Source organism: Algimonas porphyrae, from assembly GCF_041429795.1.
Taxonomy (GTDB): Bacteria; Pseudomonadota; Alphaproteobacteria; order Caulobacterales; family Maricaulaceae; genus Litorimonas; species Litorimonas porphyrae.
This window is the reverse complement of record NZ_CP163424.1, coordinates 156500-180174: the sequence shown is the minus strand read 5'-3', so window position 1 is coordinate 180174 and position 23675 is coordinate 156500. Positions and strand designations below refer to the sequence as shown.

At 56.4% G+C, this 23675-nt stretch carries 19 protein-coding genes, 1 tRNA gene and 2 pseudogenes; 14 read left to right on the top strand and 8 right to left on the bottom strand.

Annotated elements, in window-relative coordinates; genetic code table 11:
* Window positions 1-39 precede the first annotated feature (39 nt).
* Window positions 40-990, top strand: a complete 951-nt coding sequence (locus AB6B39_RS00840) for a glycosyltransferase family 2 protein (protein WP_284374078.1) — start codon at window positions 40-42, stop codon at window positions 988-990.
* Between the two features lie 354 nt (window positions 991-1344).
* Here the strand turns inward: AB6B39_RS00840 and AB6B39_RS00835 are convergent, their stop codons facing one another.
* Together AB6B39_RS00835 and AB6B39_RS00830 are read right to left on the bottom strand one after the other, a co-directional pair.
* A complete protein-coding gene (locus tag AB6B39_RS00835; protein ID WP_284374076.1) occupies window positions 1345-1533 on the bottom strand; it encodes a hypothetical protein in 189 nt (62 codons plus the stop codon).
* A 260-nt stretch (window positions 1534-1793) separates the two neighbouring features.
* Window positions 1794-4745, bottom strand: coding sequence for a TonB-dependent receptor plug domain-containing protein (locus AB6B39_RS00830; protein ID WP_371398668.1), 2952 nt, complete (start codon window positions 4743-4745; stop codon window positions 1794-1796).
* A 215-nt stretch (window positions 4746-4960) separates the two neighbouring features.
* Here AB6B39_RS00830 and AB6B39_RS00825 point away from each other — a divergent pair, with 215 nt between their 5' ends.
* The 8 genes from AB6B39_RS00825 to AB6B39_RS00790 all read left to right on the top strand — a co-directional run bounded on the left by AB6B39_RS00825 (window position 4961) and on the right by AB6B39_RS00790 (window position 12925).
* Complete coding sequence (locus AB6B39_RS00825) at window positions 4961-5878, top strand: LysR family transcriptional regulator (protein ID WP_284374072.1); 918 nt, start codon at window positions 4961-4963, stop codon at window positions 5876-5878.
* Between the two features lie 317 nt (window positions 5879-6195).
* Window positions 6196-8277 (top strand): tetratricopeptide repeat protein, encoded by a 2082-nt coding sequence (locus AB6B39_RS00820; protein ID WP_284374071.1) that lies wholly within the window; start codon window positions 6196-6198, stop codon window positions 8275-8277.
* A 158-nt stretch (window positions 8278-8435) separates the two neighbouring features.
* The gene (locus tag AB6B39_RS00815) at window positions 8436-8837 is read left to right on the top strand and encodes a YybH family protein (protein WP_284374069.1); all 402 of its coding nucleotides are present in this window, start codon (window positions 8436-8438) and stop codon (window positions 8835-8837) included.
* The gene (locus AB6B39_RS00810; RefSeq protein WP_284374067.1) at window positions 8834-9619 is read left to right on the top strand and encodes an SDR family NAD(P)-dependent oxidoreductase; all 786 of its coding nucleotides are present in this window, start codon (window positions 8834-8836) and stop codon (window positions 9617-9619) included. The genes AB6B39_RS00815 and AB6B39_RS00810 overlap by 4 nt, the downstream gene beginning before the upstream one ends.
* 12 nt (window positions 9620-9631) lie before the next feature.
* Window positions 9632-10699, top strand: a complete 1068-nt coding sequence (locus AB6B39_RS00805; RefSeq protein WP_284374065.1) for an NAD(P)-dependent alcohol dehydrogenase — start codon at window positions 9632-9634, stop codon at window positions 10697-10699.
* Between the two features lie 33 nt (window positions 10700-10732).
* Window positions 10733-11224 carry a YybH family protein gene (locus AB6B39_RS00800; RefSeq protein ID WP_284374064.1) on the top strand — a complete coding sequence of 164 codons (492 nt, stop codon included), beginning with the start codon at window positions 10733-10735 and terminating at the stop codon, window positions 11222-11224.
* A gap of 106 nt (window positions 11225-11330) precedes the next feature.
* Complete coding sequence (locus tag AB6B39_RS00795; protein WP_284374062.1) at window positions 11331-12692, top strand: SMP-30/gluconolactonase/LRE family protein; 1362 nt, start codon at window positions 11331-11333, stop codon at window positions 12690-12692.
* Window positions 12689-12925, top strand: coding sequence for a hypothetical protein (locus AB6B39_RS00790; protein ID WP_284374060.1), 237 nt, complete (start codon window positions 12689-12691; stop codon window positions 12923-12925). Before AB6B39_RS00795 ends, AB6B39_RS00790 begins: the two co-directional genes overlap by 4 nt.
* A gap of 561 nt (window positions 12926-13486) precedes the next feature.
* Here AB6B39_RS00790 and AB6B39_RS00785 read toward each other — a convergent pair.
* Window positions 13487-14661, bottom strand: a protein-coding gene (locus AB6B39_RS00785; protein WP_284374395.1) for an IS3 family transposase whose coding sequence is annotated in 2 segments (ribosomal slippage) — window positions 13487-14397 and window positions 14397-14661 — 1176 coding nt in all. Because the reading frame shifts where the segments join, the coding sequence is not laid out codon by codon here.
* Window positions 14662-14742: 81 nt separating this feature from the next.
* Between AB6B39_RS00785 and AB6B39_RS00780 the strand changes: the two are divergent.
* A pseudogene (locus AB6B39_RS00780) lies at window positions 14743-14985 on the top strand (lecithin retinol acyltransferase family protein); the annotation flags it as partial.
* 233 nt (window positions 14986-15218) lie between these two features.
* On the opposite strand, the gene AB6B39_RS00775 reads toward AB6B39_RS00780, so the two are convergent.
* From AB6B39_RS00775 to AB6B39_RS00760, 4 genes are all read right to left on the bottom strand, one after another.
* Window positions 15219-16298 carry a hypothetical protein gene (locus AB6B39_RS00775; protein ID WP_284371855.1) on the bottom strand — a complete coding sequence of 360 codons (1080 nt, stop codon included), beginning with the start codon at window positions 16296-16298 and terminating at the stop codon, window positions 15219-15221.
* 525 nt (window positions 16299-16823) lie between these two features.
* The gene (locus AB6B39_RS00770) at window positions 16824-17510 is read right to left on the bottom strand and encodes a hypothetical protein (protein WP_284371860.1); all 687 of its coding nucleotides are present in this window, start codon (window positions 17508-17510) and stop codon (window positions 16824-16826) included.
* A gap of 56 nt (window positions 17511-17566) precedes the next feature.
* A complete protein-coding gene (locus AB6B39_RS00765; RefSeq protein ID WP_284371865.1) occupies window positions 17567-18751 on the bottom strand; it encodes a tyrosine-type recombinase/integrase in 1185 nt (394 codons plus the stop codon).
* Between the two features lie 185 nt (window positions 18752-18936).
* Window positions 18937-19023, bottom strand: a tRNA-Leu gene (locus AB6B39_RS00760).
* Between the two features lie 101 nt (window positions 19024-19124).
* Here AB6B39_RS00760 and AB6B39_RS00755 point away from each other — a divergent pair.
* Both AB6B39_RS00755 and AB6B39_RS00750 read left to right on the top strand, forming a co-directional pair.
* Window positions 19125-19841, top strand: coding sequence for an aspartate/glutamate racemase family protein (locus AB6B39_RS00755; RefSeq protein ID WP_284371867.1), 717 nt, complete (start codon window positions 19125-19127; stop codon window positions 19839-19841).
* Between the two features lie 117 nt (window positions 19842-19958).
* Window positions 19959-20750, top strand: coding sequence for a hypothetical protein (locus AB6B39_RS00750; RefSeq protein ID WP_284371869.1), 792 nt, complete (start codon window positions 19959-19961; stop codon window positions 20748-20750).
* A gap of 2 nt (window positions 20751-20752) precedes the next feature.
* Here AB6B39_RS00750 and AB6B39_RS00745 read toward each other — a convergent pair.
* Window positions 20753-21477, bottom strand: a pseudogene (locus tag AB6B39_RS00745) (NAD-dependent deacylase).
* 189 nt (window positions 21478-21666) lie between these two features.
* Between AB6B39_RS00745 and AB6B39_RS00740 the strand changes: the two are divergent.
* On the top strand, window positions 21667-22641 hold the full coding sequence (locus AB6B39_RS00740) for a complex I NDUFA9 subunit family protein (protein ID WP_284371876.1): 975 nt from the start codon (window positions 21667-21669) through the stop codon (window positions 22639-22641).
* 66 nt (window positions 22642-22707) lie between these two features.
* On the top strand, window positions 22708-23649 hold the full coding sequence (locus AB6B39_RS00735; protein WP_284371878.1) for a class I SAM-dependent methyltransferase: 942 nt from the start codon (window positions 22708-22710) through the stop codon (window positions 23647-23649).
* The last annotated feature ends 26 nt before the right edge of the window (window positions 23650-23675 follow it).

The following is a 23675-nucleotide window of genomic DNA, read 5'->3' as shown; positions in this document are numbered from 1 at the left end:
ACCGTCCGACAAACCCCAACGAACTCTAAGGCGCTCGCCATGTATTCCGACAAGACGCTTGCTGCGGTCATCCCTTGCCACAATGAAGAAACCCAGATCGAGAAGGTGGTCGATACCATGCCGGATATGGTCGACCGCATCGTGATCGTGAACGACAAGTCGACGGACAAGACCGCCGATGTTCTCGATGCGCTCGCCAAGCGGGACAAGCGCGTGGTCGCGCTTCATCACTCGGTCAATCAGGGTGTCGGCGGTGCGATCGCGACCGGTTATGAATGGGCCCGTGACAATGACATGGACATGGCTGTGGTCATGGCCGGTGACGGGCAGATGAACCCGGACGATCTGCCGGCTCTGGTGGCTCCTGTCGCCGATGAAGGCGTCAACTATTCCAAGGCCAATCGCCTGATCGTTTCCCGGTCGATCGAGAAAATTCCGTTCCGCCGCTTCTTCGGTAATTCCGTCCTGTCCCTGCTCACGAAAATATCTTCGGGCTACTGGCACATTTCCGACAGTCAGACCGGCTACACCGTGGCCGACAAGGATGTGCTGCACACGATCGACTGGCAGGACATGTATAAGCGCTACGGCCAACCTAATGACCTTCTAATCAAGCTGAATGTTCACAAGTTCACTGTCCGCGATGTCCCGACGGAACCGGTCTATAATGTCGGTGAAAAGAGCGGGATCAAGATCCGCCGCGTCGTGTTCACCATTTCGAACATTCTGGTGAAGGGCTTCTTCTGGCGCATGAAGAACAAATACATCATCCGCGATTTCCACCCGCTGGTCCTGTTCTACATGCTGGGTATCTTCCTGATGATCATGTTCCTCCTGTTCGCGCTGCGCGTATTCTGGGTTCTGTTCACAACGGGTGATGTGCCGTTGATTTCGACGATCTCCATGTTCTTCGCCTTCACATCCGGCATACAGAGCCTGTTCTTCGGCATGCTGTTCGACATGCAGGATAATCGTCCGCTGCGGGGTTAATGGACCTCTGTAGGCTCGCGTGGCACCCACGAGCTTATAGCCAATGCGCTTCGTGCGATTTGTGCGCTTCTGTAGTCAGGCGCCGATCATATAAATTCCACGACCGTCCTGTTCTGGCCTCCGTCAATCTGCGCAGGCTTTTGGCGAACATAAGAAAAGGGACGGTTCCGGCATAAAGGGTGAATCTCTAGCCAGCATATCGGGGTATTTCGAACACTTGTGGTGTCAGTTTAAGTTCTGTGCGGAATGACACGATAAGGACGGAATATCTTCAAGCAGTACCTGCCTAAAGCGACCAAGCGTGCAACTCTATGCTTCGTCCATACCTGAGCCGGGACCGATATGTTGACGTTACTATTCCGTCTTCAGCCGGAGTCTGTTTGCTTGCTGAATTTGGCGGATCTCATCATCCGGAGGCCAGTAATTGATGGCTTCTGGCAATCTCGCCAACCCATAATCGTCCTGCAGCAACGACGTCGCTTCGATCATGGCGTAGGGGCTATGGGGTAGCTCGAACGTCTGCTTGACCGAACCATCGATCATCCGTCCGGCCTGCCAAGCTGCGCCGTCGCGTCGTGGAACCTGGCCTTCTTCAGCTCATAGCGGAAGCGGCTCAACGGCTCACATCCGCAGGCGCGATGTACCGGTCTTTATCACGGATGGCACAGCATCATGGATGGCACTGTGTTGATTGGTCGTAGGTCTATGTCACGGCGGGTTGCGGCACGGATGCGCATGCCACGAGCAGAGCCGTGGCATGCGCAGCGATCAGAATCCGCATCCCTGTCAAAAAGCGGCTGGACTTAGAACCGGACCCTGACACCAGCATAAAACTCCCGCCCGACAATGTCGCCTAAGTCGGATACGATATTATAGGAGCTACCATTATCCAGACCGCTCGGAAGGATTGGTCCGAAATTGTCGAAGATATTGTTGACCCCGCCATAGATGCGGTAGCGATCATCAGCCCCGAAGTCGTAGCGCGCGTAAATCCGGTGGAAGAACTCGTCGCCGGTCTTGAAGTAGCGTTCGAAGGATGGATCGGGATCGTTGATGGGGTCGTCCACGCCGCCTTCTTCGAACAAGAGCGTATAGCGCAGTCGGAACTTATCGAGATCGTAGGACATGGTCGCCCGGAACTCGTCATCGGCTGAGCCGATTTCTCCCAGCGACGTTGTCGTGATTTCCTCGCCGCCAATACCTTCGAAGACCACTTCGTCTTCAAGATAGTGGCTGTAATTGAGGCGCAGGTCGAACTCGCCGGGTATCTTTGGAAGCGCGAACTCGTAATTGAGCGTTACGTCAATCCCCTCAACATTTTCCTCGTTCAAGTTCTCCTGGAAGTTGATGACTTCCGTGATGAAGCCTGTCTCCGGATTCCGGGTGATGACGTCGCAGAAACGATTATTCGGAAAATCCGAGGCGGAGTAGCAGAGGCTGACCGTGTTCTGCGTGCTGATGGATGTGATGGCATCATCAATATTGATGCGGAAGTAATCCACGACCAGTGTCAGACCGTCGAACCATTCGGGACGGTAACCGACACCCAACGTAAGCGTGCTGGCCGTCTCCTCCCGAACATTCGGGTTTCCCGAGTTCGGACCGTTGACGGATCCGGGAGGATCGAAGTCCGGGTCCTGTTCCGGATCCGCGAAGTAAGCTTGAATTCCTGGCTCTGAGAGGCAGTTAGCCGTCACGATAGCGAGATCGGCATTCGCCGAGCCGTCACCGGAAATGCCGGTAATCCCGGTTCCATCCGCCAGAAGTCCCGAACACGGATCGTTCAGACCGTCACTATCGGTCCGCGCGGGCGAGAAGAACTCTGTCAGGCTCGGAGCACGCTGCGCCTTAGCGAGGTTGGCCCGGAAATTCAGATTTGGCGTCGGTCTCCAGGTACTTGCCAGGTTCCATGAATAGACCGTTCCAACCGTTGTATAATTGGCAATGCGTGCCGCTGCCTCGGCTGTGAAATTATCCGACAGAGGCAGTTTCAATTCTCCGAAGGCCTCGACCACATCATAGCTCGACTGGACCGATGGGAAAGTTGCAAGCGTGGTCTGGAAGACATCGTTCGTCGTCGGATCCCCGTCCAGCCCGCCAATACTATCGCCGTCGGGATCCCCCGTGGTACTCTGCTCTTCGCGGCGGAACTCGGCACCAAAAACGGCCTGCAATGCGTGCGGCCCGAACTGCGCCAGGTCTCCGGTGACATACCCACCGGCCGAGTACTGTGTCCGGCTTTGCTCACCAAACCCGTTATAGCGAATATAGTCGGCAGCATCTGCCGTGATCGAGTTCTCGCCGAAGATGTTGATCGGCACGCAGCCTTCTGCGCGGCGGTCTGCATCCGAACATTGGATATTGCCACTAACCGTTTCAACATCCAAGGCAGCGCTCAAGCGGGCGAGGTTGATCTCATTCGGGTTTTGCTGCTCCTGTTTGAAGTAGCCATAAGTCCCGTAGAGTTCGAAATCGAAGTTATCGCTCAGTGACCCTTTCAGGTCACTCATGAGGCGGATGGTGTCGCGCTCATTGATCCGCTGATTCTGCCCCACTTCCACAAAGCGGCGGGAGAACGATACGGAACCGGATCGGGTCTCTTCGACTTCCACCGGAATCAGTGGGTGGCTCGACGAGATGTTTCCGACACTATCGGCGTCCAACAAACCGTAACGTGTCGTGCCGGACACGTTCTGGAAACCGCCGATCGTATTGCTTTCGACGCTGGAATAGAGTGCTGTCAGCGACCCTGTCAGATCTGGTGTGAAGTCATAGCGAGCCGTGGCGCCGAGATTGAGGATCTCACGCGAGCCGGAAAGGGTGCGGTCAGGCCGGAAGTTGTAACCGTCCACATCCGAAAAAAAGTCCGAACTGCCTGTGCGATCGGACGGTTGCAGCGATCGGTCGTTGAACCAGACACCGCCGACATTCCAAGCATCACCGCCTTCGAAAACGCCGCCTGGCGTGAAGCTGGAGCGATTGCCCAGAAAACAATGGAAATCATTATTGGCAGGCTCGGGACGACACCCGGGCTGATTGGGTTGATCAGCGAAAGAATCATTGTTTGAGAAACTGGGATCATCGAAACTGATTGGCAGAATGGAATTTGGCCGTGTTGCATCGGCCATGATCATTTTCTCGTCGCGGTAGGTACCGCCGATCAGGAAGTAGGCCCGCCCGTCCATGGCTTCCGTACCATAGGTAGCGTTGAGGCGGAATTCCTCCCCGCCACTCGCTTCCGGCGTAGAGTAGCGCGCATCCGTTTCAAAACCGGTGAAGTCATCTTCGATCATGAAGTTTACGACGCCAGCAATTGCGTCCGAGCCGTAGATGGCGGACAGGCCGCCTGTCGTGATTTCGGTGCGCTCCACAAGGCCGGCCGGGATCGTGCTGACGCTGACACGGTCCGCATTGCCCGAATTCGACACGGCGCGTTTGCCGTTGATGAGAGCGAGGGTACGGTCGTCGCCGAGGCGTCGCAGTGAGATTGTCGAGAGGCCCGAAGTCTGGATGAAATTGTTCGAATTACGCTGCGAGATGCCTTCTTCGACACCCGGAAGCTCCGTCAGGGCTTCCGCAAGGTCGGTCGTGCCAATTTCGTCAAACTGATCGAAGTCGATGACGACAAGCGGCACCGTGCTTTCAACGGCGTCGCGCCGGATCCGCGAACCGGTCACGATGATCTCATCCGCACCCTCGACGGCATCTTGAACCGGTCCGGTGGTTTGAGCATAGGCGGGTTGGGTGCCGACCATCAATGCTATCGTCGCGACGCCAAGTCCCAACACGCGTAATGAAATTGGGCGTTGCCCGTTATTCCCGTTCGCTACGTTCCCGATACCCGTCATATGTCTCCCCTAGGGTGCTGATTTATACAGTGTCCTTAAGGGTGGCGCGCGGACTTGAACGCAAATTCAAAATATGGGAGACTTGATGCGAAAAACGCATGATGCTGATTTAAGGAGATTTTTTGGAGCTTAAGTGGCTAGAAGATTTTGTTGCTGTTGCAGAATTGGGACACTTTGCCCGTTCGGCCACGAATAGACGGATTACCCAGTCGGCCCTCAGCCGCCGCATTCAGTCGCTTGAGTCATGGGTCGGCGCAGAGCTGCTTGATCGTTCAAGCCATCCGATTCAGCTCACCGACATCGGTGAGGCGTTCATCAAGACTGCTCGCGAAATCATCTATGACGCTTATGAAGCCCAAGCAAATGCCCGCAACGATGTCCGTCTGTCCGAAGAATCATTGACGATCGCCTGTCTGCATACCCTCTCGCTGACATTTATCCCGACCATGGTGGGAAACTTGCAAAAGCGCATCGGGTCTTTCCCGACGTCGATTTCTGCAGATATGCGCAGCTTTGAAGACTATATTGAAAGCCTGAGAAATGGATCGAGCGACTTGTTCGTCTGCTACGATCATCCCGCTGTCCCCACTCCACTCGACCTGAACGGCTTCGTCCGGTTCGATCTCGCAAGCACTCAGATATTGCCCTATCAGAAACTGGGCCGCGATGCCCCCGATCTTGATGCCGCCAAAGGGCCCGACATTCCACTGCTCGCCTATTCGCCGACCACTTATATGTACCGGATCGTCGAACACTGCATCGAGGACATGCCGGCTCGAAAGCGGCTGAAGACGGTTTACAGGGCTTCTCTAGCCGAAAGCATTCTCACAGCGACCCAAGAGGGTCTGGGGCTGTCCTGGCTGCCGCGCAACGTCGCGCCCGGAACTGCCGAGGAAAATGGCCTGATGATGGTTTCCGATGCGGTCTCCACAAATGTCCGGATAACCGCCTTTATGGTCGCCGAGCCTATTTCCAAAATTCAGGAAAGATTATTTCAACAGCTTTCGCTCAATGCGGAAGACCTCGTGCATCAGGGCTAACCCGCATTCCGAAGAGAATCTGGCTCAAATGTCGAACGGACTTCAATGTCCCGCATTCGACAAATGATAATACGGCTTCGGCATCGCCATTCCCTGCTTGGCCTTATCGAGGACATTTCGTCACGAAAATCGCGTCGGACATGAGGTCTGTTGAAACCTTCGAAGGATTGTATCCTTCTCAAGGCCATGACCTCGATAGGTCTTCGTAGCAGAGGACAGCCGAAAAATTGTAACCCTTATTTGCGCTTCTCATCGGCGGATTGAAAAGCCGTCGATCAGTCCGTAGGGACTATCTGATATCATATTAGGGGCGATGCATGAACATGGAAGGGTCTGAACCGGATTGGCAGAAACTCCGTGTCAGTCTCTTTGGCGGCTTCAAGATTTTCCAACCAGACGGTCGCGTTCTTGAACTTTCGAATCGTCGTGGACGTGCCATTCTGGCCCTTCTCTGTCTTGCACCGGGCGAGCCCATATCGCGCGACCAGCTCGCCAGACTTCTCTGGCCAAGGCGGTTTCGCAAGCAGGCTTTGGCGAGTCTGCGACAATGTTTGTATGAGCTGACGCGGGAGTTGAGCCCGGTTGCGTCGGATCTGCTGGATGTCTCCCATAGCCAAGTGCGCATCAATCCGGACTGGGTCCATTCAGATCTGACCGGTCTGTTAGCGACACTCTCTGATGGTGATGCGCCGGCCATTATTGATGCGCTCAACAGTGTCTCCGGGGAAACACTGTTGAGTGACCTCACATTTAATGACGAACTCAAGGTTTGGATCGAGGCCAGACGTCTGCAGATCAATGGACGTCTACGTATTTTGGTCAATTCCCGATTGTCGGCATTCGCGGATGTTGGTGACAACACCTCTGCCACAGAGATCGTGCGTGCCTGGTCTGGATTTGATCGCGCAACGCAAAATCAACCCAAAGCCATTCTCGCTGTGCTGCCCTTCGAACAATATGATGATCAGATAGAAGACTTCTTCCTGGCAGATGGTGCCGTCGATGAACTCTGTTCCCGCCTCAATGATGTCGACGGCGTGGCACTCGTGGGCCGGACATCGATCAATGCCGTTTCGGAACAAGGGCTGACCCTGCCGGAAATGACACAACGACTGAACGTCTCGCATATCGTGGAAGGGTCAGTGCGGCGCCGTCAAAATATTGTCACCCTCGACATCCGCCTGGTCGATGGCAGTGGTGGGTATGAGGTCTGGTCGGACCGGATCGAGGGAACGGTTGATGACGTCGTCGGATCACGCCAGGTGATCGGAGCCAACGTGATAGCAGGGCTATGCAAGGCTCTTGGCGTCACCGCGGGTTCGAAACCAGCAAGACGGATGACGGCGAGCCGAAAGGCTTATGCGCTCTATCTCCAGGGCCGGTCTCTTACCCAGAAACCCATGATCGAGAACGCGCTTGAGACCGCGATCGACGTACTCGAACAGGCGCTGTCTATCGATCCGGACTTCGCCGAATGCTGGACGGCTCTGGCGGAGGCGGTGATCTCCACGATCGTTCACAGGCCCAGTCTGGACAAGGTCGAACGCTCGGCCTTGGCGGCTTCCCACGCTGGGCGCGCCTTGGCGTTAAACCCCGAGCAGGGATATGCCTTATCCATTCTGAGCATACACGAATGGACCCGGTATGATCCCGCGAAGGCGCTCGAATACGCTTTGAAGGCCTATGCGCTGGAACCCAACAATTCCGACGTCACCATGCGCCTGGGGTCCTGCCTTCTTTATCTCGGTCGCACGCGAGAGGCGTTGCCCTATATCGAGGCAGCGATCGAGCAGGACCCGGCCTATGGTCGCAACTACGCAATGCTATCCTCCGCGTTTTTCAATCTTGGAGACTTCGAAGCCGCGCGTGAGGCCGGGCAGACTGTCGCAGACCTTGGCATGCCGACGGTCTGGTGCGCGCTCGCTCAGGCCGCGATGGGGGATCATGACGCCGCCGTTGCGACCTACTGCGCGTCCAGGCGGTTTCTGGGAACGGCGATCATGCCGCTCTCCCAGTCGACCCCCATGTCCGAAGAGGCAAAGGATCTGTATTTTGAGATGGGATCGAAGGGTATATGCAGTGGCAATCCCGAAGACCGGGAAAAATACTGTTCCTTGTTGGATTTGCTACACGCCACGTTGCCCAATCCCCACGATCACTCGATCGCATTGCCGGCTGTCTGGATGGGGCATGCTGATCTTGTCATGAAACTCTTCAGAGAGAAGATCCATCCGGCCAATGCCGTCAGTTTTGCGAACCTCTGGTCCGATACCGACCCTGTCAGACGCATATGGCAGCACCCGGACTTCATGAGCTTTGCCGAAGATATCGGCATGGTTGCGGCTTGGGAGGCCTTTGGGTGGCCGGATCTGATTTCAGCGGATCCACGAACGAATTGACGCTTTATTGACGGTCGGGTCGATTGACCACACGCGGCCCTTGGGCGCAATAAGTCGCCACTGCAACACGCACAAAGCAACCCTGTAAGGCGGCGGAGACATGACCCTCTCGACCGCACTGGCGAAGCTTTGCCAATGAAAAAATAAGGGGAACCATCATGACCACATCTCAATCCGGCGAAGGCGCGCTGCACCGCCGCTATGTCGAGGCCATCAACTCCAACGATGTTGACCACATCTTGGCTCTCCTGTCCGATGATGTTGTGTTTCAGGCTCCAGGCGAACCGGAGCTGATCGGCAAAGATGCCATCCGCGAGTGGGGCAACAGTTTTTTCGAAGCGTTCGATGCGCATTGGGACAAGACTGAACTGTCGTTTGAACGCTCCGGCGATCTGGCGATCAGCCGTTATATCTATTCAGCGCGCTATACCGGACGGGATGACAACGCCGTGATGGAAGAGACAGGTAAGGGGACGTGTATCTACCGCCGCGGCGAGGATGGCAGCTGGCGTCTCGCCATCGATAGCTGGAGTACGAACGAAGCGGGAGCCGAAGGGTGAGTTCGGCAACACCGCCCTACGACCTGACGGGACGCGTGGCAATCGTAACCGGCGCGAGCAGCGGTATCGGCAAGGCGACAGCGCGTCTGCTCGCCGCGCGCGGGGCGACCCTCGTTCTGGCGGCCCGGCGGGAGTCGTTGATCGCGACCCTCTCAGAAGAGATCGAGGCGCAGGGAGAGCGCGCAAGCTACGTCGTCACCGATGTCTCGCAGGCGGATAGCGTGGACGCCATGGTCGCGCACGCGATCGAAATGCATGGTCGCCTGGATATCGCAGTCAACAATGCGGGGATCGGTGCAGAGGTGCATTTCGTGACAGATATGCCGGAAGACTATTGGGACCGCGTTATGGGGACTAATCTGCGCGGGAACGCACTGTGTCTCAAATATCAGTCCCGCGCGATGATCGCATCCGGACAGGGTGGCGCGATCGTCAATGTCGGATCGGTCATGTCCTTTCTGGGTTGTCCGGGCGCGGCGGCCTATAATGCCTCGAAAGCCGGGCAGCTGTCACTGACCAGTTCGGCATCGTCTGAACTGGCGCCGCAGGGCATACGCGTCAATCTCATCTGCCCGGGCGTCATCGACACGCCCTTGCATCACGCGATCAAGGGCAATCTGGGGCCCGAAGTCTTCGACGGGGTGAAAGCCCAGACTCATCTGCGACGTTTCGGCCAGCCCGAAGAAATTGCGCGCTGCATCGCCTTCCTGTGCTCGGATGAGGCCAGCTTCGTGACCGGCACGACCCTGACCGCCGATGGCGGCTTCCACCTGACACTCTGAGGAGACAACGCCATGAAATCACACGGTTACGCAGCCCACGATCAAAGCGGAGACTTCTCGCCATTCTCTTTTGAGCGGTGTGATGTCACCGCAGCCAACGATGTCGCGATTGACATCCTCTATTGCGGGATTTGCCACTCGGATCTTCATTTTGCGCGCAACGATTGGGGTATGACGGTCTACCCTGTTGTGCCCGGACATGAAATCATTGGTCGCGTCACGCAGGTCGGTGACGGCGTGACCAAGCACAAGGTTGGCGACATGGTTGCGATCGGCTGCATGGTCGACAGCTGTCAGACCTGCGATCAGTGCGATGTCGGTGACGAGCAATTCTGCCGCGAAGGGATGACGGCGACCTATGGCTGGCCGGACAAAATCTCAGGCGGGGTCACTTATGGCGGTTTTTCCACGAACATGGTCGCGCGGGAAGAATTCGTGCTTGCCCTGCCGTCCGCGCTCGATCCTGCACGCGCCGCGCCGCTACTATGCGCTGGAATTACGGTCTATTCTCCGCTCAAGCGCTGCGGCGTGTCTGAGGGGAGCCGTGTCGCGGTCGTCGGACTCGGTGGGTTGGGGCATATGGCCGTCAAGATTGCCGCGGCGATGGGCGCGCATGTCACAATGATCTCGCGCTCGCCGGGCAAGGCGGAAGACGCCGCGCAGCTTGGCGCGAACAGCTTCCTGCTATCGACCGATGCCGCCGCGATGGAGATGGCCACGGGTACGTTCGATGTCATCATCGACACTGTGCCGGTCCAGCACGACATCAACCCCTACACGCCTCTGCTCGACGTGAAAGGTGAACTGGTTCTGGTCGGCCAGATCGGGCCGCTCGCGGAAACGGATGGGGCGACGCTGATCTTTGGCGGCAAGCGTGTGTCAGGCTCTTTCATCGGCGGGATCGCAGAGACGCAGGAGATGCTCGACTTCTGCGCGGAGCATGACGTCCTGCCGGATGTCGAAATGATCGACATGGATCAGGTGAATGAGGCCTTCGGTCGGCTGGATAAGGCCGATGTCCGCTACCGTTTTGTGATCGACATGGCGTCACTGACAAAGCCGCACTCTGCGACAAGTTGAGCTCGGAAGCTATTGTCAAAGGGAGAGAATACCATGAATTACAAATCAATAGTCGCCATTGCAATTTTGGCATTTACGCCAATTACCGCATGCGGCGAGCTGAGCGATAACCCTCCTTCTGTCGATACCGATGCGGTGGCAGAGGACGTCAGACAAAGCGTTGATGGCATGGTGGCCGCCTTCCTGAGACGCGACGTCGAAGGCGCGACCGAAAGCTTCGCCGATGACTATGTGGGCATGTTTCACGGACAGCCCAATGTCGTTGGCAAGGCGGCCGAGGTCGAAGTGACGAAAGCCCAGATGACCGACCCCGCGCTGGGCCTGACCCTTTCCAACGTGGCAGTCGATGTTGCCAAGGCTGCTGACATGGCGATTTTTACCGCCACTTACGCCTACGACTTCACTGACCCGGAAACGATGACGCCGACGACCGAAACCGGCAACTGGGTTCTGATCTACAAGCGTCAAGCCGACGGGACGATGAAGGTGACGACGGGCATCGTGACCGACACCCCGCCCAGCTGATACCGCTTCTCAGTCGTATTGCAGGTTCAAAGCCAAGTGTACCCTCGTGAGAGTGGACCGTTACAGAGTGCATCCACCGCAAGTGAGACAAACTCAGGAGACGACCATGGCGTTCCAGATCCCCTCTTTCGATCTCACTGGCCGTGCCGCCGTGGTGACCGGCGGCAATCGCGGAATCGGACGGTCGATCGCGCTGGGGCTCGCCCATGCAGTCGCGGCGATGGCGGCGCTGGCGCTCGTGCCATCGAATGCCGTCGCCAATCACAGTGCCGAAGAGGCCGCCGCTCTGGCAGCCGCCAATCGCTTCCTCGCCACCCTGAGTTCGAAGGATAGCGCGGCTTATGCCGCAGCGACCATCCCGGAAGGTCGTGGCACCGGGACCGAGATCAAGGTTGACGGGTCGCGCGTGTTCTTCACCTATACCTTCGAAGAGCTGGTCAAGTTCCTGCCGACAGCCGTTCCGGACGGATCGATCGAGGCGCTTGTCGATCCAATGGTCAGGGTCGATGGCGACATTGCCATGATCTGGTCCGACTACACCTACACCGTCAATGGCGAACTCTCACATTGCGGCACCGATCATTTCGACATGGTGCGCCAGGACGGAGCTTGGCGCGTCTTCAATCTGACATGGACCACCCGTCATGAGGGTTGCGAGGCGTTACTGGCGTTGGCCGATTCCGGCTCAGCCACGACCAACATCGCCAAGGGTAACACCGCCGCGACATGGACGATGGCCGACGCCACGGTCTTCCCAACGAACCGGTCGCTGACCCATGCCGAGGACGGGGTTCTGCTCGGCGACGGGCGTCTGCTGGTGGGTGACTGGGATCACGGACTTGTCGCGCTGTCGCCCGACGGCACGAAACGCCCCTTCGGCCATTTCGCCGCCGCCGGATTCAGGGCGAAGCCCGATCCCCTGTGGAACAGCCCTAATGGCGTCAGTTGGGACCCGAACGGTCGCCACGTGCTGGTTGCGGACATTACAGGTGGCCATATCTACCGGGTCGATACGCAGACCGAAGCTGTCATTCGCCTCTATGATCACCTCTTTGGCGTCAACGCGGTCGTGCGCGATCCTTCCGGCGCGATCTGGTTTACCCAGTCGACTGAAAACGAAGCGGGCGAAAGGTCTGAGGCCCGCATGTTCTCTGCTGGTGACAAGCCGCTCGGCGACGGAGCGGTCTGGCGTATTTCCCCCGAAGACGTCGGCAAGCCCGATCCGGTCGCGATCAAGGTTGTCGACGGTCTCGACTTTGCCAACGGTATCGCCTTCGACACGTCACGGGGGCGGCTCTATGTCGCCGAGATGATCGCCAACCGTGTTCTGAGTTTTGCGGTCGATCCGCAAAGCGGCGTGCTGAGCGACCGCCGCGTGCTCGCCGAGATGCCGACGCCCGACAATCTGGAACTCGAGCTAACGGCGACCTTTGGGCCGTCAGCCCGTTCGCCAACGCCCTATATGTGATCGATCCCGAATCCGGTGCCATGCGCAAGGTATTCGAGCCCACCCCGGAGGCCAGCGCGAAGATCGTCTCAGAGGCGATGCGACGCCAGGCCGAAGGCATTCCGATCCTCCCGCTGCTGACCCCTGACATGTGGGGCCCGATGCCGGGTTTCATCACCGGCGTCATCCTGTCGCCGGATGACGGCCCGATCTATGTTTCCGGCCTCGGCGATGCCTTGGTGAAGCTTGATTAATTCGATAAATCCGGCGCCTTCCAGGCAGGAGGGCCATGATCTCCTGCTAAAAATACGGATTTAGCATTTTGTGACAGACACTAGTGTCGCGATATACGACAAAAAAAGCGATGAAACAGGGAGCCAAAGGACCAAGCGGGGTGAAATACAAATAATTTCAGCCACTTAACTGTATTACGAAGTCGGAAAATGGTGCCAGAAGAGGCATCAAATCGAGCTTATCTTTTCAATAAAAACAGTGTGTTGGTGATTTAGGTAGAGCTGAATGCCATCGTTGATGCCATCAACGACTTAAAATTCCACAATTTACTTGGTGTTTTGTTCATTCGAAGATCTCCGCTGTTGGATTACGAGACTTCGGAGACTTTCCGGAAACCTGACAGTTAGAACTTAGGAAGTCAAAATAGTAACTGCTTCAAATAGCTTTGCTTTATTTGATTGACCTCACGACACTTTATCATCAGCTTCCTAACTGTTGCGTCTGAAGCCATGTGTGGGGACGCAACGATATCTCGACCAAGGATGGATCAAGTGAGCTGACCCCTGTAGGTGATCCACCCGCTAAGTTAGAGCTTGGCGGTTATGGTCGCCCTGTTGGGCGGACCGGAACGCAGTGTAGGGGAGCCCAACAGGGCGAGGCAAGACTGTTTTCGGCGCCGGTGGTTGATAGCCCAGCGAGCTGTGTGGTCTGACGGTGTTGTAGTGCTGCCGCCAGCGTTCGATCAGGATCTGTGCCTCCTTCAGGCTGTAGAAGATTTCTCCGTTCAGGAGTTCATCTCTCAGCTTCCCATTGAAGCTTTCATTATATCCGTTTTCCCAGGGTGACCCGGGTTCAATGTAGAGTGTCTTCACGCCTATACGGCCCAACCAGTCTCTGACAGCCTGAGCCGTGAACTCACTGCCATTGTCGGATCGGATGTGTCCCGGTGGACCCCTCTGAGTGAACAGATCAGTCAGCACAGCCAGAACGTCGTCGTGCTTCAGACTGCGCTGAACGTGGATCGCGAGGCATTCTCGCGTGTGCTCGTCGATTACGGTTAGCATCCGGAAGGCTGTGCCATCGTGGGTCCGATCCGCGACGAAGTCGTACGACCAGACATGGTCCTTGTACTGAGGCCTGAGCCGGATACAGGAGCCATCGTTAAACCATAAACGCCCACGCTTAGGCTGTTTCTGTGGAACTTTAAGCCCTTCACGTCGCCAGATGCGTGCCACCCGCTTCGTATTCACCGTCCAGCCTTCACGGCGCAGCAGCGCCGTGATCCGGCGATAGCCATACCGGCCATACTGCTCTGCCAAGCGGATAATGTCCGCGGTGAGCGCTGCCTCATCCTCTCTTGGGCGAGGCAGCTTTCTTTGAGTGGAGCGGTGCTGGCCAAGAACCTTACAGGCCCGGCGCTCAGAGACTTTGAGCGCTGCCTGCACATGATCCACGGCCAGCCGACGACGTGAAGGGCTTAATACTTTCCCTCAACAGCCTCCTTGAGAATCATCGCATCGAGTGTGAGATCTGAGACCGCCTTCCTCAGCCGCATGTTCTCCTTCTCCAATGCTTTTAATCGACGCGCCTGATCGACCTTCAGACCCCCATACTCGCGTCGCCATCGATAGTAGGTCTGCTCCGCAATGCCGAGCGATCGACAGATCGCCTTGGTCTCCTCGCCTGCCGCGAGCCGGACATCGGCCTCACGCAGCTTTGCGATGATCTGTTCAGGTGTGTAGCGTTTCCTCGCCATATCGTGCTCCTTCAAGCGCAAAATAGCCAAAAACTCTAACTCTCAAAATGAACCACTTTTTGGGGGGCAGGCCATGTTTCTAATGTACCGCTCGATAGATTTTCTAACGGCAGACCTATCCTCCAGCGGCCATACACGGGACCTCTGCACCGAAACGAAGTCGTATGCCGTGCCAAGTCACGCCTCGGATGGCCATGGCGTCTTATTGGGCATAACTGCGAGAATTTCTACCGGTATTGCCGAGGTGAGCTTGATGTAAGTTGGCAGGTTCTGGGAGTGATGGCCTTGGGGCTCGGCTTGATAGCGGCAAGCCGCAGATCGTAACCAACACCTATTTATAGCAACACTCTAGGCTTGCTATCATTGCGCCCATTGGCCGTTTTTCTGAGCAACAGAGGAGGTGGACTTAGTTGAAATGCCAAAAGGGCCAGACACGGACTCCGACCCAGTGTCCTTTATAAGCGCTTTAGATCACTCACCGCAGCTGTAGTTCGGATCAAACTGGAAGCTTACCGAATGTTCCCGACATCGCATTCGAAAAGTCGAATTGGAGCATGTCAAGCGGAAAGCTGGGATCTGATGGTAGTGAAACACTCCCAGTCGTGCGCCAGTGCATCGTATATCTCGGAGGCAAACGGCTCTTGTCTATGTGCTCCAATAAAGTGGACTCTCTGCAAGAGTTTAAGTTCGGGAGGGTGTTGTAGTCTTTTGGTCAGAAGAGCAGCCTCATACTCGAAATGAGCAGAACTCAGGCATTTGAGGCGGTCTTTGTGCCCAACGACCGAACTGACAACCTTCTGAATTCTCGTGCACTCATTTAGCGCTTTGGCTAAAGCTCTCTTCCCAATGCGCGTGTGCTGATCGAACACATAGCCTGGAAGGCCTTTTACGACCCCGCTTTCCGGCATTTCATCCGATGTAATGGCTACATGGTTTGAGGACTCGTAGCTATCTGCTTGAAGCACAGCCGATAAAGGCAAAGCACTACGGGTTAGCCGAACGCCTTCGCGTAGGATCACCGAAAGGCAAACGCTGTCGAGACACTTATCCAGCCTTTCGAAGAGTCTTTCGTGATCTGCTTCGAAATGTGGTTCGGGTTGGAAAGCGCGACCGCACTCGACACCGGAAAGACGCCAAGCGATCAAAACCCTCTGAATGGACGTGAGTCTCTCATCGTCCAAGCATTCAAAGGCGTCATCAAAGCTCAAGCAATCAATCTTTGAAACAGCTTCGAACTCAGCGGGATCATGAACGGCAAGATGCAGATGATGATTGGCGACCTGTGACTTCGAAGCGTTGGCAGCACGAGAGAGAATAGAAGCGACCTCTCGCCACTTCGCGCTTGGAAAGCCTTTACGAGGCGCAATGGACAGGGCGGATAAGATCAAGTCGCGATCATGGGGGCCGATATCTTCAAACAGACAGGTAGCAAAGCGTCTCCAGAAACGGGCTGGCTCATTCAGCAAGAGCGCCTTAGCGGCTGAAAGAGCAAGCCGACTGTCTGCCCGCCTTATTGATTTCTGCAGGAGGGACGATGCGGTGTGAACATCAATCGTGAGCAACGGCGCTGGTTCGATCTCAAAATCGCTGGCGGCGGCTTCAACGCTATCTCTGACAGCCCATAATAGCTCGTTCATTTTGACCTCCATTTTCGCTGGAGGTCTTTTGCGGTTCACCCTGATCTTTCGTGGCTGAACCTACGAATGAGGCAATGATTAATGCAATGAGGTGGAGCTGCTATTGACACAAAATATCGCTTCACCGTTTCAACCAAGCGAACTCGCCGGAAACCCTAATGACGCCTGAGAAAATGATGCGATTTAAAAAACTGAAAGCCCCCTCACACTACTGTTCAAAACCTGATTGGGGTCGCCATGATGGTTGGCTTTTGACCCATGCGATGCTTCTCTGAACGTCAATAAGTGTCCGTCCGTCGACCTTAACGGCTTTCAATTTTCCTTCACCCAGCAAGACGTAAGTTTTGCTCCGGGACATCCCAGCAAGCTTGGTCCAATCTTTGATGCTTGCAAAAAATGGTTGCTCTAGGGCTTTGCCGTGATTTGACATGAACTGTTCCTTCCTTGGAAATTTGTTCCGAAGGTAGGAGGTGATTTTGAAGTCGTCGAAGGCGCTAAATCGAAGAAATGTCGACATTCACGACTTCAGAGTTCGCTTTCAGGAGCTTTCCAAGCTTCGATCTTCTTGGATGCGGCATCCAATAGAGAGCGTTCAGTCAACTGCTGGCTGACTTCATGTTCCGGTCTATAAATGTACGACATAATCAGTGGCAGACACTGAAAAAACTCGTGTGTGGGATGGGAGTCTATCTTGTCTTTCGTTCGTGCAGGGTAGGTACCAGTTGATTCATGCCACAGGAACAAGGCTTCTCCCGCGATGATCCCTATGGATGGATGGACCCTGCGCCCTGGAGAGGGGGCGAAATCTTCGAAATCTTCGGGGTCAATCTCTAAGAAGAGATCATGAACACTCATAATTCGAGCAAGTGACACATCAGGCTTTGGTTCTACAAATCGTGGGAGGTGCAATTCAACGAAGTCCAAGAATAGCGTTCTTGCGTCATCGCTCAGTGAACGCCACGCAGCAGCGCTTCTCACGTTTGCTTTTATTATGGTCTTAATCGCTCTAATTTCCTTCCTTTTGAGGGATTTTACTCTCCCTCCAACGTCGACGACTAAGGCCTCTTCGGCAATGAAGCGGATTATCTTGGATACACACTCTCTAGCTTCTCGATTTGACGCGCCATCTGCAATGCAAGCTTTTACCAAACGGTCGATCAACTCGTTCGGGACAGTTTGAATGGCCGCGTCTATAAATGAGGGCTCGGACATTCAGCCAGCATGTCCGAAAAACCCAAATCAAGGAAGTGACATTAATTGCAAGCCAATCAAAGCATGCTGCGGATTTCCTCCGCCCACCATTCGGCCATTTCGACGCGTTCATCCCAGTAGACAGAGCGGTTATAGGCGCGCCGCACCTGATCAGCTCCGATGTGGGAAAGCTCCGCCTCTATTGCGTCGATGTTCCATTTTCCAGACTCATTGATGAGGCTTGAAGCACTTGCCCGAAAACCATGAGACGTTGCCTCATCTTTTCGAAAGCCCATGCGACGTAAAGCCTGATTGAGCGTATTCTCACTGATAGGTTTGCCGTAAGACAGGATCGACGCGAACGTGAGTGTTTGTTGTGCTCCGTAAGACCTGAGTGAACGAAGTAGATGTATCGCGGTTCGGGGCAAGGGCTTTTTATGTTGCCGCCGGGATTTCATTCGTTCCGCAGGGATGGTCCAGGTGCCTTTCTCAAGGTCGAATTCTTCCCACACAGCTTTACGGAGTTCGCCGGGCCTTGGATAAAGAAGCACCATCAGTTTGAGCGCAGTTCTGATCTCTAGCGAACCACCTTGATAGTCCCAAATCGCCCTGACAAGCTGCTCAAAATCCTCTTTTTTGGTCAAGGCCGCCATATGTTTCACTGACGGAGCAACGAGCGCTCCTTTAAGAGCCTGTGTGGGGTCGCCGTCAGCGCGAGCGGTAGCCACGGCATACCGGCACACCTGACCGATAGTTGATCTTACGCGCTTAGCGGTTTCGTAGGTTCCTCTTGCTTCGACTTTGCGAAGCGCAGGATGAACGTCGCTCGCTTTCAACTCCTTGATCGGGATGTCGCCGATGGTTGGGTTTGCAAAACCGATGAGCCACCGCTTCTTTTTCAAAGTAGCCGGAGCTAACTTATCTTTCTCGAGTTTTTGGAGAAGCTCTTCAGCTACATTCGCGAACGTAAATTTTTCCTGAGAAAGCCTCTCTTCTTCTATCTCTTTTTCTCTTGCTCTCGGATCAATGCCTTCCGCGAGAAGTCGCCGAGCGTCCTGCTTACGTTGCCTCGCCATGGAGAGCGACACATCGGGATATACCCCAAATGAAAGCGTTTTTTGCTTGCCTCCGAAACGGTAAGCCATCTTCCAAAGCTTCGTCCCGTTAGGTTTTACCTCGACAAACAAGTTCTCCCCGTCCGTTTTGCGGTAGATTTTGGCGGCGGGTTTGAAGTTCCTGACCTTCGCATCTGAGAGTTTCATGTGATGGCATCGCCTCAAAAAAGTTCGTTGTGAGCTCCTTCGATGCCATTGAGAATGCCAGCAGACAAATCGGATGCCATCAGATGCGCTGGGACATCATAGGACAGGATAGGCCTGAAAATTTCATACAACTGTATGAAATTTAATGATTTTTGGACAGAATGGGATAAGGTGGGAAGAATGAATGGTGCCCAGAAGAGGACTCGAACCTCCACGTCCATACGGACACCAGCACCTGAAGCTGGCGCGTCTACCAATTCCGCCATCTGGGCACGTTATTGGCAAGGCGCGCCCCATAGAAAAGGTCCTGCCTGGCGTCAACGTCTTATTGCGTTCCCATTGCAGTCGGGTGGGGTGGTGATAGAGGGAATGTATGACTGTGCCGTCCGTTACGCCACCCAGCATGAAGACCATCGGTGTGCTGGGCGGGATGAGCACGGCGTCCACCCTGCAATATTACGAGCTGCTCTGTGAGTTGAGCGCGGAGCGCCTTGGCGGCGTGCACAGTCCACGCCTGCTGATCCATTCCGTCGATTTCGGTCAGGCGGCCCATTTGCAGACGGAAGGGGCCTGGGGCGCTTTGGGCGATATGCTGGCTGCACAGGCTGAAGCGCTGGAACGCGGCGGCGCAGACATGATCGTTCTGGCATCGAACACGATGCACAAGGTCGTGCCGCGCATGATGCGGGATGTGTCGATCCCGCTTGTTCATATCGCCGACGCAACGGCGGAGCGGATCACGGCGGCGGGGTTCTCCCGCCCCGGCCTGATCGGGACCCGTTTCACCATGGAAGATCGCTTCTATCTCGACCGGCTGCGCGGTCTCGGCCAGCAGCCCATCGTTCCGGCGCCTGATGATCGGACGCAGATTCACGACATCATCTATGAGGACTTATGTCGCCAGGTCGTCACGGCGGAGGGCCGGGAGGCCTATGTCGCCATTGCGAAACAGTTGAAGCAGATGGGGGCGGACTGTCTGATCCTGGGTTGTCCCGAAGTGGGGTTGCTGCTTGATCCGGATAATAGTCCGCTGCCGGTCTTCGATACGACGCGCATTCATTGTGAAACGGCGCTGGAACGCGCTCTTTGAGCCGAGTTGCATTTCCTTTCAGTGTCCGCGATCCCGACTTTTCTAACCATCTCGTCATGAACTGGTACGGGAGTTGCAAAGTCGATGCTCAGCTTAACCTAGCGAGGGGCTCGACCTATGAAACTCAACCGTCTTCTGTGCGCTGCGGGCGCATTATCACTGGCTGCGACCGGCTGTGCCTATCAGGGCAGCAGCTACGGCCATAATTCCTGGTCGGCACCGACCTACTCATCCTACGGAACCTCCTATGGGGCGTCCTATCGTCCAGCAGGCTATGGCGTGCAACATATTGGCGCTACGCGTCTCGAGCTCGAAGTCGGCGCGGAAGAATTCATCGATGGTGATATCATTCAGGCCGGTAATGCGGTCGGTCCGATGACAACCACGCAGACAGGCTATTCGGATGCGTTCAAACGCGGTTACCGGGTTTCCGCCGGTCTGGCGCGTGACGTCCGTCCCAATACGACGGTTCTGGCGCGGGGCTTCTACAAGGAAGCCGAAGGCGAAACCGGCGTGCCTGTCGGCACGATTGGCGCTGTCACCGTCAATGGTCAGTTTTCCGATTATAAGAGCTACGGCGCTGAACTCGGACTGCGCCAATATGTTGGTGCCGGCCGCTCAGGTCTGCGGCCTTATCTCGGCGCGACAGTCGGTGCGGAATATATCGACGATATCACATTGACCACGGCTGCACCGATCGCGCTGAACGAAGCGGGCTGGGTCCCGACTGCGAGCGGCACGGCTGGCATTGAAATGCCTGTCTCACGCACAGCGAGCCTTGCACTGGAATCCGGTATTCGCTGGTCCGGCAGCCAAGATCGTGCTGCGGCGGCTACAGCTGCCGGTTACACGGATGACGGTTCCAAACTCTCCGTTCCCGTGACTTTGCGCGGTAGCTTCCGCTTCTAGGATCACGGCAGATGATCGACGCTCGCCAGCGCGGCGAGCGTCTCTTCGGCCCAGTCCGGGACAATCGTCCCGGCTGGGCCGTTGCGTGTTTCATGGAACCAGTGCGATCCTAGCGACGGTTCCAGATTGAGCTCCAACGTGCGGATTCCGGCCTGTCGCGCCATCTGTACGAAACCGGCAGCGGGATAGACTGCCCCCGACGTTCCGACCGAGACGAACAGGTCTGCGCGTGCCAGTTCGGCCTCGATCCGGGCGATGTGATAGGGCATTTCCCCGAACCAGACGATATCGGGCCGCGGACTGCCAACGCTTTGACAAGCGGGGCATTGCGAAGCGACTGTCAGTTCCGTCCGGCATGGCCAGCGATGTCCGCACGCCGCGCAAAGGGCCATGGTCAGCGACCCGTGCATATGGATGATGTCGCGCGCGCCGCCGCGCTCGTGCAGGTCATCGACATTCTGAGTCACGATAACGAGGTCTCCGCCAGCGTCTCGGAGTCCGTCCTGCAGGGTCGCCAACGCCATATGCGCCGGATTGGGCGCACATCTGCCAGAGCCGCCCGACGCAGATTATAGAAGCGATGGACAAGCTGCGGATCGCGAGCAAAGGCTTCTGGCGTCGCGACGTCCTCGACGCGGTGATTTTCCCACAATCCGTCATTGTCGCGAAATGTCTTCAATCCTGACTCTGCGCTGATGCCGGCGCCGCTCAACAACAGGATTCGCATGAATGTCTCCTGGTGGTTTCTGAGGGTGGTTGCCCCAGATGGTTGCAGCGTCTTCCCGCCTCATAGCAGGGGCGCACAGGGTCACGATAGGTCTGTCTTGGGTATCCCTATTCCCGTCATCGCATGATGGACAGGCGGCGTCCTTCGGGCTAGTCGAGGCGCAGTCTCAACAGGGAAAGCTTGCTCAGCATGCATAATGGTCTGGTCACGGTCTTTGGCGGTTCCGGCTTTGTCGGTCGTCATGTTGTGCGCGCGCTGGTCGCGGATGGCTGGCGTGTGCGGGTCGCAACCCGGCGTCCGCACCTGTCGCCCGAATTGCGCGTCAATGGCATGGTCGGACAGGTGCAACTGGTTCAGGCCAATCTGCGCTTCCCGGAATCGGTCGACGCTGCGCTGGATGGGGCTGATGCCTGTGTCAATCTGGTCGCGCTATTGCATGAATCCGGGCGTCAGACGTTCGATGCGCTGCATGTCGAGGGCGCGGATGCAATCGCAACAGCCTGCGCGAATCGCGGCATCACCAATCTAGCGCATATTTCCGCGATCGGCGCCGACACGGCATCCGCATCCGATTATGCCCGGACCAAGGGCGATGGCGAAGCCCGCATTCGCGACCGCGTACCCAGCGCGGATATCCTGCGACCATCGATCATTTTCGGTGAAGGCGATGGTTTCTTTACCCGGTTCGCCGCCATGGCCAATATGGCCCCGGCTTTGCCGTTGATCGGCGGCGGCGACACGGCCTTTCAGCCTGCCTATGTCGGCGATGTCGCCAAGGCCGTCGCGACCGTCATCCGGCTGGGAACGACCGGCACGACCTATGAGCTGGCCGGGCCACAGACCTACAGCTTCAAGCAGCTCATGCGCTTCACTCTGGATGCGATCGATCGTCGCCGCCTGCTGGTGCCTGTGCCCTGGTTTGCGTCTGGCGCACTCGGCTTTATGGGCGAGATGAGCGGCGCGCTACCGTTCGTGACGCCGTTCCTGACCCGCGATCAGGTTGAAAATCTGAAGGTCGACAATGTCGCGTCTGGCGACCATCCGGGCTTTGCGGCTCTGAATATCGCCCCCGACACGATCGAGGCCATCGTCCCCGACTATCTGGAACGGTTCCGCAAATATGGTCAGTTCCACGACACACGCTCGCCAGCCAAATATCGGTAGGTCATTGCGCCATAGAAACGGCCGCCCGAAGCCGGGTCCGGCCATCCAACCCTGAAGGAGTCCACCATGATCCGTTCACATTATTTCAAGGTCAGCCTGTCGGCTCTGGCCTGCATGACCCTCATTGCGGCTTGTTCGCCTGCGGATGGGGATGTCGCTGATACGACGGACGCCGGTGTAGCCGAGGTTGCGGTGGAAACTCAGACGGCGGACGTCGCGACGATGACCTTTGATGCGGATGCGATGACGGCAGTTCTCAATGCGCAAGACGACACGGCCAAGGCCCGATTCAATGCGCGCAATCCAGGGGAGACCTTGCAATTCTTTGGGATCGCACCGGGCATGGCTGTCGGCGATGCGCTTCCAGGGGGTGGCTGGTACTCCAAGATCCTGCTGCCCTATCTTGGCGATGAGGGACGAATGGTGGCGGTCGACTACACGATCCCGATGTGGGGTGAGTTCGGTTTTGCGACGGAAGAGTTTCTGGCCAGCAAGGAAACATGGGCAGACGAATGGGTCACGACGGCGCGTGGATGGACCGATGCCGACATCGATATCGAGGCCTATACATTTGAAACCCTGCCGCAGGATGGGTCGCTGGACGCCTTCCTATTCATTCGTGCATTGCACAATCTGTCCCGTTTCAACGCAGAAGGCAATTATATGACTGACGCGTTGACCGCCGTTTACGGCAGTCTGATACCGGGCGGCGTGGTCGGCGTGGTTCAGCACGCAGGCCCTGATGATGCAGATGCTGCCTGGGCTAATGGGTCCAATGGCTATCTGCGCAAGCCGGACGTGATTGCGGCCTTTGAAGCGGCGGGCTTCGTGCTGGACGGCGAATCGGACATCAATGCCAACCCGAACGACATGCCGACAACGGACGATATGGTCTGGCGTCTGCCGCCGACGCTTGGGACGTCCAACGATAATCCCGAACTGCGGGCCGAAATGGAAGCCATCGGCGAAACAAACCGCATGACGCTGAAATTCCGCAAACCCGGATAGGCGCTGCAAAGATTTCGCGACAAAAA